The sequence below is a fragment of the uncultured Intestinibacter sp. genome (assembly GCF_902468165.1).
Lineage (GTDB): Bacteria > Bacillota > Clostridia > Peptostreptococcales > Peptostreptococcaceae > Intestinibacter.
Window position 1 is genome coordinate 1 of record NZ_CABQXJ010000033.1, and the last position, 17321, is coordinate 17321.

Consider the following 17321-nt stretch of genomic DNA (forward strand, 5'->3'; position numbering starts at 1 on the left):
TAATTTTAAACTAAATAAAAATAAAAATTATTTATTGTTTTTATTTTCTTTTTCAATTTCTAGTAATCTATTTTTTATAGTTCTAATTTCATTTCTAGTCTCTTCACTAACATCATATGGAGACTGATTAGCTCTATCTGAATCTATTACAGTTTGATTATAATGAATAAACCCTAAAGCTTCACCATCTTCTAGATTACTTTTTATAAATTCAATATCGTCGTCATCTCTCATTTTATTTCCAACAACGAAAACTCTCTGTACGCCAATATCTTTGCCTAGTTTTTTAACTTTTCTATAAGTTTGTAAACTTCTTTCCCCTGGCTCAACAACTACTATAAAAGCATCTACGCCTTGTGCTGTTCCTCTACCTAAATGTTCGATACCAGCTTCCATGTCCATAACAACAACATCTTTACTTTGTAGTATTAAATGAGAACATAATCTTTTCAATAGTACATGTTCTGGACATACACATCCTGAACCACCTGTATCAACTGTTCCTAAAGTCAGTAGTCCTACACCATTGTGCATTTTACAGTATTTTTCTGGTATATCATCTACTTTAGGATTTAATTTAAACATTTTATTAAATGTACCTTCACTTGTTGCAGTTCTATCAGAAACTAATTTTTTCATCTCTGAAATTGGCACTATTGAATCATATACTTCTTTTGGAAAACCTAGCGCTAAGGCTAAGTTTGCATCTGGATCGGCATCTACAGCAACAACTCTATAGCCTTCATCAGCAAACATTCTTGATAACATTGAGGCAAAAGTTGTTTTGCCTACTCCACCTTTTCCTGTTATTGCTACTTTCATTTTTTTATTACCACCTTTTGTCATATAGTTTATAAACTATTTATTTTTATGTCTGTCTAACATGTATTTGTAGGTAGTCTATCTTTTTAATAGACTACCCTTATCTATTCTATAAATTTGATATTTATCTATTTAACAGTAAATCTTAGTATAAGCTAACTAATTCTCCAGCAACTCTCTTATTAAGAACTTTTTCTTGGTATAATTCTTCAAAGTGAGGTCTCTTAGCTTCTATACAAGCCATTATATCTTGAGCACAGCTTACTGGATCTTCATTAACATGGAAGCTAGCTCCAACTTTATCTCTTATGCTTCCACATAATATTTCGACAGCTCTAGATGAACCTGTAACTGGAGGCATAACACCTAAGAATGTTTCTATACCAGAACCAACTACATAAGTACCTATAGCTATAGCTTTTTCTGACATCCATTCTGGAGCACAACCTGCAACTGGTAAATCAGCTATATCCATATCTAATGCATTAGCAACTAATGAACATATATTTAATATACGAGAGTTGTCAACACAAGATCCTAAATGGATTACTGGTGGTATATCAACTAATTGGCAAACTGTTGCTAAACCTTTACCAGCGTATTTAGGTGCATTTTCTTTTAACATTAATCCATTTTTAGCTGCTGCTGATGCACCACATCCTGTAGTTACAACTAAGTAATCATTTTTAATTAATTCTTTCATTATAGTTAAGTGGTTGTAGTTAGATGGTGTTCTAGCATTGTTACATCCAACAACTCCTACTACCCCTCTTATTACACCAGATGCAAGAACATCTATTAATGGTTTTAATGTGTTCATATCATCTATTTGAGTATTAACAACATTATTTAATTGTCCAACTATAGCTTCTTCAGCATAACCAACCATAGCTTCTGATTTTAATTCTGGAACCATAACTTTTGATTTATCTCTGTTTTTGAAGTTTAATATAGCTTCTCTAACTATTGTTTTTGCATCTTCTAATGCAGTTTCTTCATGGAATTCCATGTAAGTAGAACCAGTTATTTTAGCTTTTGGTGAAGTAGTTATGAATTTAGTATGATAATGAGTTGCAACTTCTGCTAATGCAGGGAATATACATTGAACGTCAACTATCATAGCTTCTACAGCACCAGTGATTATTGCTAATTCTTGTTGATGGAAGTCACCAGCTATTTTTATACCATGTCTCATTGTTAATTCGTTACCAGTACAGCATATACCTGATAATGTTATACCATCTGCACCAACTTCTTTAGCTAAGTCTTGCATTTCTGGTAATTCAGATGCTAAAACTATCATTTCTGATAATGTTGGTTCATGTCCATGAAGGATTATGTTTACATTATTTCCATCTAATACATTTAAGTTAGCTTCTGTATGTACTGGTTTTGGAGTTCCGAATAATATATCAGATAACATTGTACCTATCATAGATCCAGCCCAGCCATCTGCCATAGAACATCTCATTGCCATATGTATTAATGCATCTATATCAGCACAACATCCGATATGAGTTGAATGCATTACTGTTGCAATTTCTCTATCTATTGCTCTTGGTTCTATACCATATTCTTTCCATATATCTTGTCTTACTTTTGGAGCTCTTGCTAATAATTTAGATACGCCATGTGGTTTACCAAATTCCATTAAACAAACATGAGATACTTCATGTGCTAATTCATATATATCTTTGTCTTCTGGGTCTATTCCCATGAATTCAGCAAATTCTTTTAATTTTTCTGGTTCTTTTATTTGATATGCGCCTCCTGGAGTTGTTAATCCTAATGTATGAGTTATATCTCTGGCATGGTCTGAATGGGCTGCTGTACCACCAGCACACATTCTAGCATAGTTTCTACCTACTATTGTATGTTCGTCAGCACCGCAAAGTCCTCTTGGAGTTTTTGGACTTATTCTACATGGTCCCATACCACAGTTTCTACAGCAAACACCTTGTAAACCGAATCCACATTGTACTTTATATCCTAATTTTCTTTTGTACATTGTTTCAACGCCGTCTTTTTCAGCTTTTTCTAATAAGGCTTTACTGTTAAGGTCTATAGTCATATTTTGCATTTGTTCTAAAACATCAACTTTTTTCTTTTCCATATTCATATTCCCCTTTAAAAAAATTTAATTTCCCCTAAAATGCTGTTATAAGAATTTGTCTCTATATTTATATAAATATATCCTCAATCATTAAATATATTTTTAGACAGCAAAATATATTCCTTTTAAGAATACATTCCTAACTAAATTATATACTAATTTTTCCAATTTTGGTTAAAAATTTTAATAATTTTTTAACGAATAAAACGTCTTTTTGACACTCGATAAATTTTGTTTTTATAAGCCTTCTCATTATTTAAATTTCTATAAATTTTGATATTTTTGTATAGATTTTTAAAGAATTTAAATTTATTATTTTTGTTATGATATAAGCTCTTTGATTTATCAATTGTGAATGTTTTTCATTTAGTTTTTGATTTTTGTAATACAAATTAATTCTATACTACTTTATTCCAATTGTACACTTGCCTATCTCTTTTTGCAATCGTTATCCCAGGCTTTTTATTTGATTTTTTTTTAACAATTATTAGTTTTAAAATCTAAATAAATTTTATTTTTATAATATTTTTTAGATTTTCTATGTATTTGTATTATTTTTAGTATAGTTAATATATTTAAGTTAATTTTTATATTTACAATATTACATACATTATATACTTAGTTCATATACTGCATTTTTTATTATATATTTTTTAACAATCTACAAATAGTTCTATAATCTACAAATACTTCTATTCAGTAATGGAATTTGTAAAAATCAATAATTCAAGATAGTATATAAATATAACTTATATACAAATAAATATAATTTGGAGGAGTAAATGGATATAAAAATTTTAAGATATTTTTTACAGATATGTAAGGATGGTAGTTTTTCTAAAGCAGCTAAAAACTTATATATATCTCAACAAGGCTTAAGTAAATCTATAAGCAACCTTGAAAAGGGAATCGGTGTATCTGTGTTTAATAGAACCTCTAAGGGTAATGAATTAACTGAATATGGTGAATATCTAAAAAATAAGGCATCCACTATTGTTTATCAATTCGATATTTTAACAGAGGGTATTAACGAAATAAAACAGAAAAACAAAAAATTTTTAAATATAGGTGTTCCATTCGGGGTGATAAATTCTCTTTCATTTGACTTAATAAATGAATTTAATAAAATTTATCCAGATATTATTCTTAATATAAAAGAATATACGGATTCAAAGTGTGAAGAAGCTATATTAAACGGGGATGTTGATTTAGGTTTTGTAATTGCACATTTTGACAAAAATAAATTTGATTATAAACTAATCAAGCACGAAAAACTTTATGCTATAGTCAATAAAAATCATAAATTAGCAAATCATGACTTTATAGATTTTTTAGATTTAAAAAAATAGTAAATTTTTTATATTTTTAAAAGATATGATAGAAGATAAGTTTTATTTTTACCTCTCATATTATATTTTATTAATCATACCTTTTCAATAAAAATACGCCTTTTATATATTCCAATTTGTTATTATTCATTTATACTTATTAAAACTTTTTCTCTTCTTTTTCTCTTCTTTTTCTCTTTTATTTTATAGATTACTATTCTATCATTTTTCTTATTCTAACAAGCATTAATAATCTTTACAAACAGAAAAAAGTTGTATATTCTACAACTTTTTTCTGTTTGATAGTAATTATAAAAATTTTGTCTATCCGTATATAAAATTTCAAATATTATTTACTTATATATATTTAGCTAGTTCTCTTTTACAAGCTACAGTAACTTCATCTTCTGGATTTAATTCATAAGCTCTTTCAATGTAGTAATTTGCATCATCAAAGTTACCTACGTTTAAGTACGCCATACCTAAGTTACAAAGTATTTCTGGGTCTTCTTTTAATTTAGCAGCTGCTTCTAAAAGCTCTATTGCTCTATTCATGTTTAATGTAGATGCTTCACATAATGCTAATTCAACTAGAGTATCAACTTGTTGTGGTTTCATTCTAAGTATTTTTTCATAATATTCTTTAGCATTTTCTATTTCGCCCATGTTTTTATAAGCTAAACCAATCATAAATAATAGGTTCCACCAATCTCCGTATTTTTCTTCTAATGGAAGTAGTTTTTCTAGTCCTTCTTCAAATTTTCCTTGGAATACTAGAGTATATCCTTCTTCATATTCTACTTTAGAGTACATTTTTCCTAAGTTATCTTGTACTTCTGCTACAAAATCTTCATCAAGTCCTAGTTTTAATGCTTCTTCCCATATTACTTTTGCTTTTATATATTGATTTTGGTTATAATAATGGTATCCTAAATGATAATATGCAAGTGCAAAGTTAGGATCTAAGTTAGTTACTTTTTCAAGCTTTTCACCAGCTTCTAATAACATATCGTTCATCGCTTTAGCATCGTAATCTTTTTGGTATTCAGTCGCTAATTCTTGACAAACTATTGCATAGTTATATAATCCTTGAATGTCATCTGGGTATAAAGTTATAAGTGCTTTTACATATATAAGAGCATCTGTCACTTCACCTATTTCAAAGTATTTTCTAGACATATATCCCATATATGATTTAGCATCAAATTTAACATTCTTTTCTAATGCTTTTAAGAATTTTTTATATTCATCATTATATCTAAACTGTGGGTCAATACCTATTATGTATATCATAGCATCAGCTATAGACATAGAGTTTATTCCGTCTTGTGCTGTATTTTCTTTTATACCTTTTACTAATACTTCATTTTTTATAGGCACATTTAAACCTTCTTTAGGTAATGTATAACCTTCTAAATTAAATTCTGCATCTTCTTTAACTGTTATAAAAGCTAATTCCTCTGTTTTAGATAATAAATATTTATCTATTCTAAACTTCATATTGTTCCTCCTTACGAACTATTTTACAAGTTCTTTTAATTCAACTTTATAAGTTCTAGATTTTTCAAATACTTTTATGTCGTCATATACAAATAATATTATGTTCTCTTCTTCTTGCAATTTTGCATGAATATCTTGTTTTAATTTTAATATGTCGTATTTAAATGGTTCAAAATGAACATATTTTAGTATATATTTTGTAGGCGTATCTACATGTTTAGGTAGATATTTCTCTAAATTTTCTCTTTCGTGTAAAAATTCATGTACTCTCGGTTTAATATTATCTACTTCTACTTTTGTAAATATATTAGGAACACTTGAAATTTTACCTAAAGAAACATAATCGTATTTTAATATTTCCATAAATAAATCATAGTTTTCTGTGATTTTTTCTTTATAGAAGTCTAGTAATATACTATACAACTGATTCTTACCTTGCGCAAGATGGAAATATCCCATTTCATCAAAATAAGTTGCAAATTCTTCAAAGAATTTGAATGCACTTTCACTATAATAATTTTCAATTATATATTTTACTGATAATGAGAAGTTATTAGAGTTATAATATCTTTCTAATATATCTTCTATATCTTTTAATTTTAATATTTCATCATAGCTTATAAATTTATTGCTAAGTATTTCATATGGAGCATAATCTTTGTATTCATATTCAAATTCTTCCGCTCTAGCTCTCATACCTGTTCCTTTTATCATTTTTAGGAAACCTAATTGTAATTGTTCTATTTGTAATCCAAATACATCATTAAATGATTTTTCAAAGCTGTCATATCCTTCATATGGTAATCCTGCAATTAAGTCTAGATGTTGATGTATATTTTGATAAGATTCTATAGTTTTTACAACGTAAGATAACTTTTCGAAATCATCTCTTCTTCCAACTGCATCTAATGCTTCTTGGTTTGTAGTTTGAACACCTATTTCAAATTGGAATAATCCTTCTTTACAGTCTTTTAAGAATTCTAGCATGTCGTCATCTAATAAATGAGCTGTTACTTCAAAATGATAAGTAGTGTAACCATTATCATTTTCCATAAGGAATTCCATTATCTCTTTTGCAAACTTTTTATTTGCGTTAAATGTTCTATCTATAAATTTAATTTGTGAAACTCTAGCATCAATTAAATTTTTAAGGTCTCTTTTTACTCTATCTATACCGAAATATCTAAGTCCTTTTATAGCTGATGATAAACAGTATTGACAGTTAAAAGGACATCCCCTTGATGTTTCATAGTATACGATTCTATTTTCATATTCTGTTATGTCTAAGTTTTCATATGGACTTGGGATTAAATCTAAATCTGCTAATAACATACGTTCTTTGTTTTGAATAATCTTTCCATCTTGTCTATATGTAATTCCGTCGACATGTTTTATATCCATTTCCCCGTGGAAGTGCTTCATAAGGTCTCTCATAACCATTTCGCCTTCGCCACGAATTATATAATCTACAAATTCATATTTTTCCATAGCCTCTTCGCTGTCATAAGAAACTTCTGGCCCACCTAATCCTATTATTACATTTGGATTTACTTTTTTAATATTTTCACATAATTTTACGATATCATATATATTCCATATATATGTTGAGAAGAATATGGCATCGTATTTAGCTAAGTAAATATCTTTTAAAATATAATCTAATTGATTATTTATTGTATATTCTCTTATATCAACATCTACTAAGTCTTTTATACTCTCTTTGATGTATCTTATTGCTAAATTTGTATGAATGAACTTTGAATTCAAAGTTGTAAGCAATACTTTCAAATTTTCCACCTCTTTTTTTATTTATAAACTGTTTTTCTCTGTATTTAAATCGAATAATGTTGTAATATAATAAGTATATAATTACTATTTAGAAAGGAAGTTTGCTATGGAATTAATCGATCAAGTTACTATTAATGACTTATCAAAAAGAGACTTATTATTAATAATAAAATCATTAGAGTTTACTAGTAAAAAAACAAAAAATCCTGACTTCATAGAACTTAGAAATAGCATAGTAAAAGAACTATGTTTTTTAACAGAAACTAGTGAAGAGCAATTTCTTGGTTATCTAGAAGAAAACTGCTAAACTCTTTTAAAATTAAATGTATATTGCCCAGATTTTGATTTAACAGAAATTCTCAATATGTTATTACTAAAATCTTTAGATATAACTTGTATTTTGTTTAAAATTGGATCAACTATAGTATCGCCTTGATTCAAATTAATCAAACTTCTTGGATCTGAACCAGTATTATACGGAGACTTATTTATTGAGTATTTTCTCAATTTTGTAATATACGCACCCATTGAAGATATAAAATCTATATTCTCTATATTTAAATTAGCTTCTGCTGATAGTATAGATAATATAGATTTTTTCATACTTAAAATTCCATCATTTAAACATTCTCTATCTTCTATATAGATGTCATAAATAACATTTAATAAGTTTGTTATTAATTCATTTTCTGCATAATCACATATTTTTAAATCTATATAATTATCTATAATCTGTATAGCTTTTATTCTCGCCATTTGGAACTTTATCATACTGGCTTTGTCTAATTCTATTTGTAAACCAATCATCTTTTCTTTAATAGATTGAAGTATTTCTTCATATTCTAAATTTGGATTGTCTATTAAATTGTGAATTAGACTATTATATAATACAGATGCTAAAATATAATCAAATAAATACTTATCTCTTTTTAAGTACTTCACATATTTTTGAATAAGGGATAATACCTCATCTTCGCTTTTTTGTATATTTGTATTTGATAAAATTAGAGACAACAATACATTTAATACATCCATATATTGTGGCTTATTTTCATAAAAATTAAAATAAATTAGCTCGTCTTTAAGCCTCTTGTTATCAACATATACATTTCTCTGCAACTTATTATCTATAAGACATTTTGTACCAATTATCATCAGATGTTTTAAACTAGTGTCCTCTATGTCAAATGATGATATATAACAATTTTTAATTAAATCATCTTTCATATAATAACCGCCCTATGGAGCTTCCCTCCTTTTAATAATTAAATAAGGAGCCCCGTACTATTTTAGTATTCCTTCAAATAGTACAACAGCCCCTTTTAAATTTTACTTTATTACAATTAATTACATTCTTTCTGGTGCATGCATTCCTAATAATGCTAAAGCATTTTCTATAGTTTGTCTTGTTGCAGCAACTAATGCAAGTCTAGCTTTTCTAAGTTCAGCATCTTCTACTAATATTGGGTTGTCATGGTAGAATTTGTTGAATGCTTGAGCTAAATCTAAAACAAATCTAGTGATTATATGTGGCTCATTTTTTCTCATTGCAGCAAGTATTGATTTATTGAATGATCCGATTACTTTTAATACTTCTGCTCCGTCACCATCAGATAATAAATTGTAGTTTATATCTGTAGTTACTTCTTCCTCTGCTTTTCTTAATACTGCACAACATCTAGCGTGAGTGTATTGAACATATGGTCCTGTTTCACCTTCAAAGCTAAGAGTTCTTGACCAAGAGAATGTATAATCTTTTATTCTGCTGTTAGATAATTCTTGGAATACTACAGCTCCAACACCAACTTGTTTAGCTATTTGCTCTACATTTTTAGCGTTTGGATTTTTAGAAAGTACTATTTCTTTTGTTTTTTCTACAGCTTGTTTTAAAACATCTTCTAAGAATACAACTCTACCTTTTCTTGTAGACATTGTTCCTTCTTCTAATGCAACCATACCAAATGGAACGTGGATTAAGTCTTTTGACCATTCATATCCCATAAGCTCTAATACTTTAAATAATTGTTGGAAATGTAGAGATTGTTGAGAACCAACTACATATATACATTTGTCGAAATCATAAGTATTTTTTCTGTATATAGCAGCAGCTAAGTCTCTAGTCATATATAAAGTAGAACCATCATTTTTAGTTATTAATGCTGGTGGCATATTGTACTCTTCTAAGTCAACAACATTTGTTCCTTGAGATTGTACTAATAATTTTTTGTCTTTTAATGTTTCTATAACTGAATCCATTTTATCTGAATAGAATGATTCACCTGCATATGAATCGAACTCTATGTCTAGTAAATCATAAACTCTAGCGAATTCTTTTAAACTTTCATCTCTGAACCATTGCCATAAAGCTTTTGCTTCTTCGTCTCCGTTTTCTAATTTAGTGAACCAAGCTCTAGCTTCATCTTCCATTTCTGGTTTTTGTTCAGCTTCTTCATGGAATTTTACATATAATTTTAATAGTTCTGGTATTGGATTTGCTTCTACAGCTTCTTTACTTCCCCAAAGTTTGAACGCAACTATTAGTTTACCAAATTGAGTTCCATAATCTCCTAAGTGGTTTACTCTAACTACGTTGTACCCTTGTGAATCATATATTTTATATAATGCATTACCTATAACAGTAGTTCTTATATGTCCTATATGGAATGGTTTTGCTATGTTAGGAGATGAGAAGTCTATTACTACAGCTTTCTCTTGTCCTAAATCAGAATGTCCATATTTTTCTTTTTTAGTTAAAACGTCGTTTATTACTGTTTTAGCTAATTGTGATTTATTTACGAAAAAGTTTACATACCCTCCAAGTGGCATAACTTTTGATATTGCACCGTTAGCTTCAATATTTTCTGCTAAATCAGCAGCTATCATATTTGGAGCCTTTCTAAATACTTTTGCTAATTTAAAGCATGGAAACGCAAAGTCCCCCATCTCCTTATTTGGTGGCACTTCTATTAATGCTACTATTTCTTCTAATGTTAAGTCTTCTATCTTTTCTTTAAGACAGTTTGCGATTGCTAGTTTAAAATCTTGCATTCTATTCTCCTCTCTTATTGTAATACGTTCATATTTATTACTCTATGTTAAATCAAATTCTAATTTTTTTCAAGTTTTTCAACTTATATATACTCAAGATATAAATTATATATCATCTTCATCTAATAACGCTATATTTTCTTTATTTAAAATGGCAGCTGTTACTCCCATTCCTTTTATTTTATTTCCACAAAAAGTACCGTCATATATCTTTTTATATCCGCAAGAAGGGCTTCCTGCTTTTAATATTGCCTTTTTAGCATTGCACTCTTTTGCTATTTTTAAAGTTTCCTCTGCACCTTTTATAAAGTTTGATGTTACATCAATGCCTTTATTTGATAAAACTTTTACAGAACCGTCTAATACATCATGTCCATCTTTTTTTCCAGTTGTTATAATCTCAGACGGATCCCTTGGTGTTGATAATCCACCAAGTTGTTCTGGACATACTAAGATATATTCTTTATTTTCTAAGTACTTAATCACATTTTCTGATTTATTATTTCCACCGCTATATTTGCAGTTTTCTCCTAATAAGCAAGCTGATACTATTATCATAATTTTCACCTTTATTAACTATAAAGTTAATCTTTTAGATTTTTATATTATCTTAAAGTTACTATTGTAACTCCTGCTCCACCTTCTCCATATTCTCCTGGACGTTTTGATTTAACGTGTTTGTTTCTTTTTAATACGTCTTGTAGACCTTTTTTAAGAACTCCAGTACCTATACCGTGGATTATTGTCACTGTTTCAAGTCCAGCAACACAGGCATCATCAAGATATTTTTCAACTTCCATTATCGCTTCTTCTAAGTTCATTCCTCTTAAATCAACTTCGCCTTTTACTTTTCCTGATTTTTCGCTAATTATCTTACGAGTTGTTTTAGTAACTGTTGATTTTTTGTCTTTTTGTACTTTTTGTAATGATTTAAATGGTAGAGTCATTTTCATTATACCAATTTGTACGACAGCTTCTTTTTTCTTTTTGTCTACAGAAACTACGCTTCCGTCTTGGTTTAATGTTACTACTTTTACATCATCACCTGGTTTTAAATCTTTTATTTCTTTAGAAGATACTTTTGGCACTATCATACTTTTTACTGAAGGCTGTAAGTTCCCCATTGAGTCAGATAATTCTTTTCTAAGTGCATCAATTTTTTGTTGTTTTTGTTTTGATGCCATTTCTGTTTCTAATTTTCTAAGCTCTTTTAAGATATTTTCTGATTGTTCTTTAGCTTGTCTAGTTATGCTAAATGCTTCAGATTTAGCTTTGCTAATTATCTTTTCTCTTTGAGACATAACTCTTTCAAGCCTATCTTCGTATTCTGCCTTAATTTCTTCTATTTCTCTTTTTAATTTTTCTGCTTCTAATTTATCTTCTTCTGCTTTTAATCTATTTTTCTCTACGTTTTGTAGTACATCTTCTAATTCTATATTATCAGTGTTTATAAATTCTTTAGCTCTATTTATTATGTATTCACTTAAACCTAATTTTTTTGAAATTTCAAAGGCATTAGATTTCCCTGGAACACCGATTAATAGTCTATAAGTTGGGCTTAATGTGTCTACATCAAACTCAACAGCTGCATTTTCTACACCTTTTTTAGTAAGGGCATAGTTTTTAAGTTCGCTGTAGTGAGTTGTTGCTATACATTTAGCTCCAGCCATATTTACATCTTCTAGTATAGCTATTGCAAGAGCTGCCCCTTCAACTGGGTCTGTCCCGGCACCAAGTTCATCAAATATTACTAAAGAATCACTTGTTACTTCTTTTAAGATAGAAACAGTATTTGTCATATGTGATGAGAATGTAGATAAACTTTGTTCGATACTTTGCTCATCACCTATATCAGCAAATATATTGTCATATACACACATACTAGTTCCAAAATCAGCCGGTATATGAAGACCACTTTGTGTCATAAGTGCAAATAAACCTACTGTTTTTATTGTTACGGTTTTACCACCTGTATTTGGTCCTGTTATAACTAATGTGTCAAAGTCTTTACCAAGATAAACAGTATTTGGAACGACGTCTCTCTTATCTATCATTGGATGTCTACCATTTTTAATGTAGAAATATTTTTCTTCGTTTAGAACTGGTTCTATCGCTCTCATCTCTACAGATAATTTACCTTTTGCAAATGCAAAATCTAATTTACCTAAAATCTCTTGATTTGAGATTAATTCTGAAGAAATTTCACCTATCATTGCTGATAATTCAGCTAGTATTCTTTCTATTTCTTCTTGTTCATCAAGTTTTAATTTTCTAAGTTCGTTGTTCATCTCAACTATACTCATAGGTTCTATAAATAATGTAGCCCCTGATGATGATTGGTCATGTACTATACCTGAAACTACTGATCTATATTCAGCTTTTACTGGTATAACAAATCTATCACCTCTCATAGATATTATGTTATCTTGTAGGTATTTTTGATATGTAGTCGAACTTATTATAGAATTTAATTTCGATCTGATAGATTGATTCTTTTGAACAATCCTTCTTCTTATTGTTCTAAGTGTTGTCGATGCATTATCAGAAATCTCAGACTCTCCTACTATAGAAGTGTATATTCTATCTTCTATGTCTCTATATGTATATAGAGAGTTTGTAAGAGCTTGGATTATTGGATAATTGAAATCTTCTTCTTCTGAACCTTCTAAATTTCTTTTTAGGCTACGTGCTACTCTTAGGCAGTCTGCTATCTTAAGAAGTGACCCTGGGTCTAATGTAGCCCCTACATGAGCTCTTTTTGCCTTGTCTTCTATATCATGTATTCCATCCATACTTACTAAACCTCTTTTAATAAGTATAGCTTGTGCTTCACTTGTTTCAAGTAATGTGTTTTTTACTTCATCAAAGTCATTACTCGGTTTTAAATTCTCTATGTGTTTAAGCCCTAAAGAAGATGACGCCTTTGTTTTTAACTTATCTATTATTTTATTAAACTCTAAAACTCTAAGCGATTTTTCGTTCATTCTTCCTCCTAATTATTGTGGCGTTTGCCACAATATTTTTATTATTAGTATTATTGATAAAAACCCCAAATTTATACTTATATGAGACTTTTATTTAACTTAGATTAAGTATAAATAAGAAAATCTTTAATTCTTTATAAAGCCACCTTCTATTATACCTAATCCAAGTTTATTATGGATAAAATTTTTATATTTATTTTAATCTATTTTATTTTTCTTTATGCAATTTCATTTGCCATCATATAAAGTTGATGATAAACTCCCTTTTTATCCAATAATTCTTTATGACTTCCTTGTTCTACTATTCCATTTTCATTTAAAACAAGTATTCTATCGGCATTTTGTATAGTTGTTAATCTATGTGCTATTGTAAGTGTTGTTCTTCCTTTTGCAAGTCTCTCAAGTGATTTAGAAACTAAGTATTCACTTTCATTATCTAGGGCTGATGTAGCTTCATCTAAAATTAATATTTTAGGATTTTTTAAGAATACTCTAGCTATACTTATTCTTTGTTTTTGACCGCCAGATAATTTTACTCCTCTTTCTCCAACATAAGTATAATATCCATATTTTAATTCTGAGATAAATTCGTGTGCGCCTGCAAGTTTTGCTGCTTCAATTATTTGTTCCCTAGTTGCATTAGGGTCTCCATAAGCTATATTTTCATAAACAGTTCCAGCAAATAGATATACATCTTGCTGAACTATACCTATATTTTTTCTTAAACTTTTTAATGTAACTTTCTTTATATCATTATTGTCTAAATAAATGCTTCCTTGTGTAGTATCATAAAAACGTGGGATTAAGTTACATATGGTAGTTTTTCCTCCGCCTGATGGACCTACTAATGCCACTTTCTCACCTTCTTTAATAGATAAATTTATATTTGATAATACTTCTTTATCTTTATCATTATATCCAAATGATACATTCTTAAATTCTATACTTCCTTTTACATTATTCAGTTCTTTTGCATCTTCATCGTCAAATATATCTATGTCTGAATCCATTATTTCTATAAAACGCTCAATTCCAGTCATACCCTTTTGGAACTGTTCTGTAAATTCTACAATTCTCTTAACTGTTGCTAGTAAAGTTGTTACATATAATGTGAATACAAATAAGTCCGCTGGTTGGATAAGACCTTTCATCATAAATATTCCACCGGCAATTAATAAAACTAAATACATTATTCCGTCGAATATACAAGTTATAATTTTAAATCCAGCCATATATTTATATGTTTCTTTTTTAGTTCCCAAGAATTTTCTGTTATCTTGTGTGAATTTTTCTGCTTCTATATCTTCATTTGCGAATGCTTTTACAACTCTAACACCTAATAAACTATCTTCTAATCTTGAGTTTAATTCTCCAATTTGAACTCTTTGTTTTTTAAATGCTCTCTTCATTTTTCTATTTTGATCCATACTGAATATAACCATTAAAGGTATGAAGATAAATATTATCGTTGTTAAAGCTAAATTTATTCTAGATAAAAGTATAAATGAAATAACTATCTTTACACCTGCTATGAAAAATTCCTCTGGACAGTGATGTGCAAACTCAGTAACATCAAATAAGTCATTAGTTATTCTAGACATTATTTGACCTACTTTTGTATTATTGAAATATGAATCTGATAATTTTTGAATATGGTCAAATGCATCTTTTCTCATATCTGTCTCAATTCTAGCTCCCATTATATGCCCGATTCTAGTCATATAGTAATTTGCTATTGCATCTATTATTCTAAGTACTAAATAAACTCCTGCTAAACTGGCTATTAATTGTACCGTAATTGATGACAAGTCCTCAGTCCCTTTATTTGCAAGAAACCTTAATATCATAGGTAATATCAAATCACAGCCTGTAGTTAAAAATGCACAAAATAAGTCCAACAATAGCACATTTTTATAAGGCTTAAAATAAGGAATAAATCGTCCTATCAAATCCTTAGTTTTGTATTTTTTATTTTCCATTAAACAACCTCCCAATATATTTAAAATATTTTTACATACTAAAACACATCTGCCTAACTAACAGATGTTTATATATTATGATACATTTAATTATACATTTACCTCATATAAATTAACATATTATTTTCATGATTTTCCTAATATTTTCATTTCATTTTTCTGAATTTTTTAAATTAATTTTCAAATATAAATTAACTTTTTTGTAAAATCTTTACTTTACTTTTTTTTTACATATTATTATACTTATCTAAAAGATAATTTAATTCTTAATAAAAAATAATTTTTAAAAAAAGGGGTTGATTTTAAATGGAAAACATACTAAAAGGTTTAGAACCACAATCAGTTTTAAATTATTTTGAAAAAATCTCTCAAATACCTAGAGGTTCTGGTAATGAAAAAGCAATAAGTGATTATTTATGTAATTTTGCAAAAGAATTAAATCTAGAATACATACAAGATGAACACTTAAATGTAATAATCAAAAAACCAGCTACTGAAGGTTATGAAAATTGTCCAGGAGTAATAATACAAGGACATATGGATATGGTTTGTGAAAAAAATAAAGATTCAAACCATGATTTCTTAAAAGATCCTATCCAATTAAGAGTTGTAGATGACATGATATATGCAACTGGAACTACTTTAGGAGCTGACAATGGGATAGCGGTTGCTTATGGTATGGCACTTCTTGCATCAAATACTATTAAACATCCTGAATTAGAAATACTTATAACTACTGATGAAGAAGTTGGTATGACTGGCGCTAAGAATTTAGATACTAGCGTTTTAACAGGAAAATATATGTTAAATCTAGATTCTGAAGAAGAAGGATGTATATTAGTTGGTTGTGCTGGTGGTAACAGAAACTGTACAACTTTACCACTTGAATTCAAATCTTCTGAAAAACAAGGATTCTTAATAGAATTAAAAGGTCTTTTAGGTGGACACTCTGGAATGGAAATAGATAAAAACCATGCTAATTCTAATAAATTAATGGGTAGAATATTAGACTTATTAACTATTGATTATGATTTAGTAAATGTAAATGGTGGTCTTAAAACAAATGCTATCCCTCGTGAATGCGATGCTGTTATAGCTATTGATACTAAAGATATAGATCAATTAAAAGCTGAATTGGCTAAAATAGAATCTATATTCAAACATGAATACAGAATTCCAGATCCAGACGTAAAAATTGAATTAAGTGAAACTTCTTTTGAAAAAGTTCTAACTGATGAATGTAAAAATAAAGTAATTCAACTTTTAAACTTAATACCATCTGGAATCCAAACTATGGCAGCAGATATGCCAGGTTTAGTGGAAAGTTCTATAAATTTAGGTGTTGTAACAACTAAAGAAGATGTTATGACATTTGAAGCAACTACAAGAAGTTCTGTAGAAACTAGAAAAGACTATATAAATAACACTGTAAAATTAGTTGCCGAGTCTTTAGGTGCTGATTATGAAGAAACTGACCATTATCCTTCTTGGGAAAGAGCTATTGACTCTAAACTAGAAGAAATAAGTATAGAAACTTACAAAAAATTAACAGGTAATGACCCTAAAATATTAACTATACATGCAGGTCTTGAATGTGGGTTATTCCTTAAGAAAATGGATGGCTGTGAAGCTATATCAATAGGTCCTAATGCTTATGATGTTCATACTCCAAACGAACATGTAAGTATTTCTTCAATAAAAAATGTTTGGGATTATTTAGTTGCTTGTTTAGAAAGCATGAACCAACATTAATATAAAA

General features: G+C 28.6%; 12 protein-coding genes. 3 read left to right on the plus strand and 9 right to left on the minus strand.

The window, feature by feature from the left end:
* Positions 1–27 precede the first annotated feature (27 nt).
* Both RDX53_RS07500 and cooS read right to left on the minus strand, forming a co-directional pair.
* Positions 28–822, minus strand: coding sequence for an AAA family ATPase (locus RDX53_RS07500; RefSeq protein ID WP_195930656.1), 795 nt, complete (start codon positions 820–822; stop codon positions 28–30).
* A 145-nt stretch (positions 823–967) separates the two neighbouring features.
* Positions 968–2935, minus strand: a complete 1968-nt coding sequence (gene cooS, locus RDX53_RS07505) for an anaerobic carbon-monoxide dehydrogenase catalytic subunit (RefSeq protein WP_195930657.1) — start codon at positions 2933–2935, stop codon at positions 968–970.
* 782 nt (positions 2936–3717) lie between these two features.
* On the opposite strand from cooS, the gene RDX53_RS07510 reads away from it, so the two are divergent.
* On the plus strand, positions 3718–4284 hold the full coding sequence (locus RDX53_RS07510) for a LysR family transcriptional regulator (RefSeq protein WP_295675264.1): 567 nt from the start codon (positions 3718–3720) through the stop codon (positions 4282–4284).
* Positions 4285–4620: 336 nt separating this feature from the next.
* Here RDX53_RS07510 and RDX53_RS07515 read toward each other — a convergent pair whose 3' ends face one another.
* Both RDX53_RS07515 and RDX53_RS07520 read right to left on the minus strand, forming a co-directional pair.
* Positions 4621–5763 carry a lipopolysaccharide assembly protein LapB gene (locus RDX53_RS07515; protein ID WP_195930659.1) on the minus strand — a complete coding sequence of 381 codons (1143 nt, stop codon included), beginning with the start codon at positions 5761–5763 and terminating at the stop codon, positions 4621–4623.
* An 18-nt stretch (positions 5764–5781) separates the two neighbouring features.
* Positions 5782–7551, minus strand: coding sequence for a B12-binding domain-containing radical SAM protein (locus RDX53_RS07520; protein WP_195930660.1), 1770 nt, complete (start codon positions 7549–7551; stop codon positions 5782–5784).
* A 106-nt stretch (positions 7552–7657) separates the two neighbouring features.
* Here RDX53_RS07520 and RDX53_RS07525 point away from each other — a divergent pair, with 106 nt between their 5' ends.
* The gene (locus RDX53_RS07525; RefSeq protein WP_195930661.1) at positions 7658–7858 is read left to right on the plus strand and encodes a hypothetical protein; all 201 of its coding nucleotides are present in this window, start codon (positions 7658–7660) and stop codon (positions 7856–7858) included.
* On the opposite strand, the gene RDX53_RS07530 is transcribed toward RDX53_RS07525, so the two are convergent.
* The 5 genes from RDX53_RS07530 to RDX53_RS07550 all read right to left on the minus strand — a co-directional run bounded on the left by RDX53_RS07530 (position 7855) and on the right by RDX53_RS07550 (position 15562).
* Positions 7855–8778 carry a hypothetical protein gene (locus RDX53_RS07530; protein ID WP_195930662.1) on the minus strand — a complete coding sequence of 308 codons (924 nt, stop codon included), beginning with the start codon at positions 8776–8778 and terminating at the stop codon, positions 7855–7857. The two genes, RDX53_RS07525 and RDX53_RS07530, sit on opposite strands and share 4 nt — an antisense overlap.
* A 120-nt stretch (positions 8779–8898) precedes the next feature.
* Complete coding sequence (gene argS / locus RDX53_RS07535; RefSeq protein ID WP_195930663.1) at positions 8899–10599, minus strand: arginine--tRNA ligase; 1701 nt, start codon at positions 10597–10599, stop codon at positions 8899–8901.
* A gap of 105 nt (positions 10600–10704) precedes the next feature.
* Entirely contained in the window at positions 10705–11157 is a 453-nt protein-coding gene (locus RDX53_RS07540; RefSeq protein WP_195930664.1) for a DUF523 domain-containing protein, read from the minus strand.
* A gap of 47 nt (positions 11158–11204) precedes the next feature.
* On the minus strand, positions 11205–13583 hold the full coding sequence (locus RDX53_RS07545; protein ID WP_195930665.1) for an endonuclease MutS2: 2379 nt from the start codon (positions 13581–13583) through the stop codon (positions 11205–11207).
* 218 nt (positions 13584–13801) lie between these two features.
* Entirely contained in the window at positions 13802–15562 is a 1761-nt protein-coding gene (locus RDX53_RS07550; protein WP_195930667.1) for an ABC transporter ATP-binding protein, read from the minus strand.
* Between the two features lie 306 nt (positions 15563–15868).
* Between RDX53_RS07550 and RDX53_RS07555 the strand changes: the two genes are divergently transcribed.
* Positions 15869–17314: an aminoacyl-histidine dipeptidase gene (locus tag RDX53_RS07555; protein WP_195931645.1), complete on the plus strand. Its 1446-nt coding sequence runs from the start codon at positions 15869–15871 to the stop codon at positions 17312–17314.
* Positions 17315–17321 lie beyond the last annotated feature (7 nt).

Excerpts from the sequence above, each read along its gene's own strand:
- RDX53_RS07500 (WP_195930656.1), bottom strand. The coding sequence starts at position 822 with ATGAAAGTAGCAATAACAGGAAAAGGTGGAGTAGGCAAAACAACTTTT.
- cooS (WP_195930657.1), bottom strand. The coding sequence starts at position 2,935 with ATGGAAAAGAAAAAAGTTGATGTTTTAGAACAAATGCAAAATATGACT.
- RDX53_RS07510 (WP_295675264.1), top strand. The coding sequence starts at position 3,718 with ATGGATATAAAAATTTTAAGATATTTTTTACAGATATGTAAGGATGGT.
- RDX53_RS07515 (WP_195930659.1), bottom strand. The coding sequence starts at position 5,763 with ATGAAGTTTAGAATAGATAAATATTTATTATCTAAAACAGAGGAATTA.
- RDX53_RS07525 (WP_195930661.1), top strand. The coding sequence starts at position 7,658 with ATGGAATTAATCGATCAAGTTACTATTAATGACTTATCAAAAAGAGAC.
- RDX53_RS07530 (WP_195930662.1), bottom strand. The coding sequence starts at position 8,778 with ATGAAAGATGATTTAATTAAAAATTGTTATATATCATCATTTGACATA.
- argS (WP_195930663.1), bottom strand. The coding sequence starts at position 10,599 with ATGCAAGATTTTAAACTAGCAATCGCAAACTGTCTTAAAGAAAAGATA.
- RDX53_RS07540 (WP_195930664.1), bottom strand. The coding sequence starts at position 11,157 with ATGATAATAGTATCAGCTTGCTTATTAGGAGAAAACTGCAAATATAGC.
- RDX53_RS07545 (WP_195930665.1), bottom strand. The coding sequence starts at position 13,583 with ATGAACGAAAAATCGCTTAGAGTTTTAGAGTTTAATAAAATAATAGAT.
- RDX53_RS07550 (WP_195930667.1), bottom strand. The coding sequence starts at position 15,562 with ATGGAAAATAAAAAATACAAAACTAAGGATTTGATAGGACGATTTATT.
- RDX53_RS07555 (WP_195931645.1), top strand. The coding sequence starts at position 15,869 with ATGGAAAACATACTAAAAGGTTTAGAACCACAATCAGTTTTAAATTAT.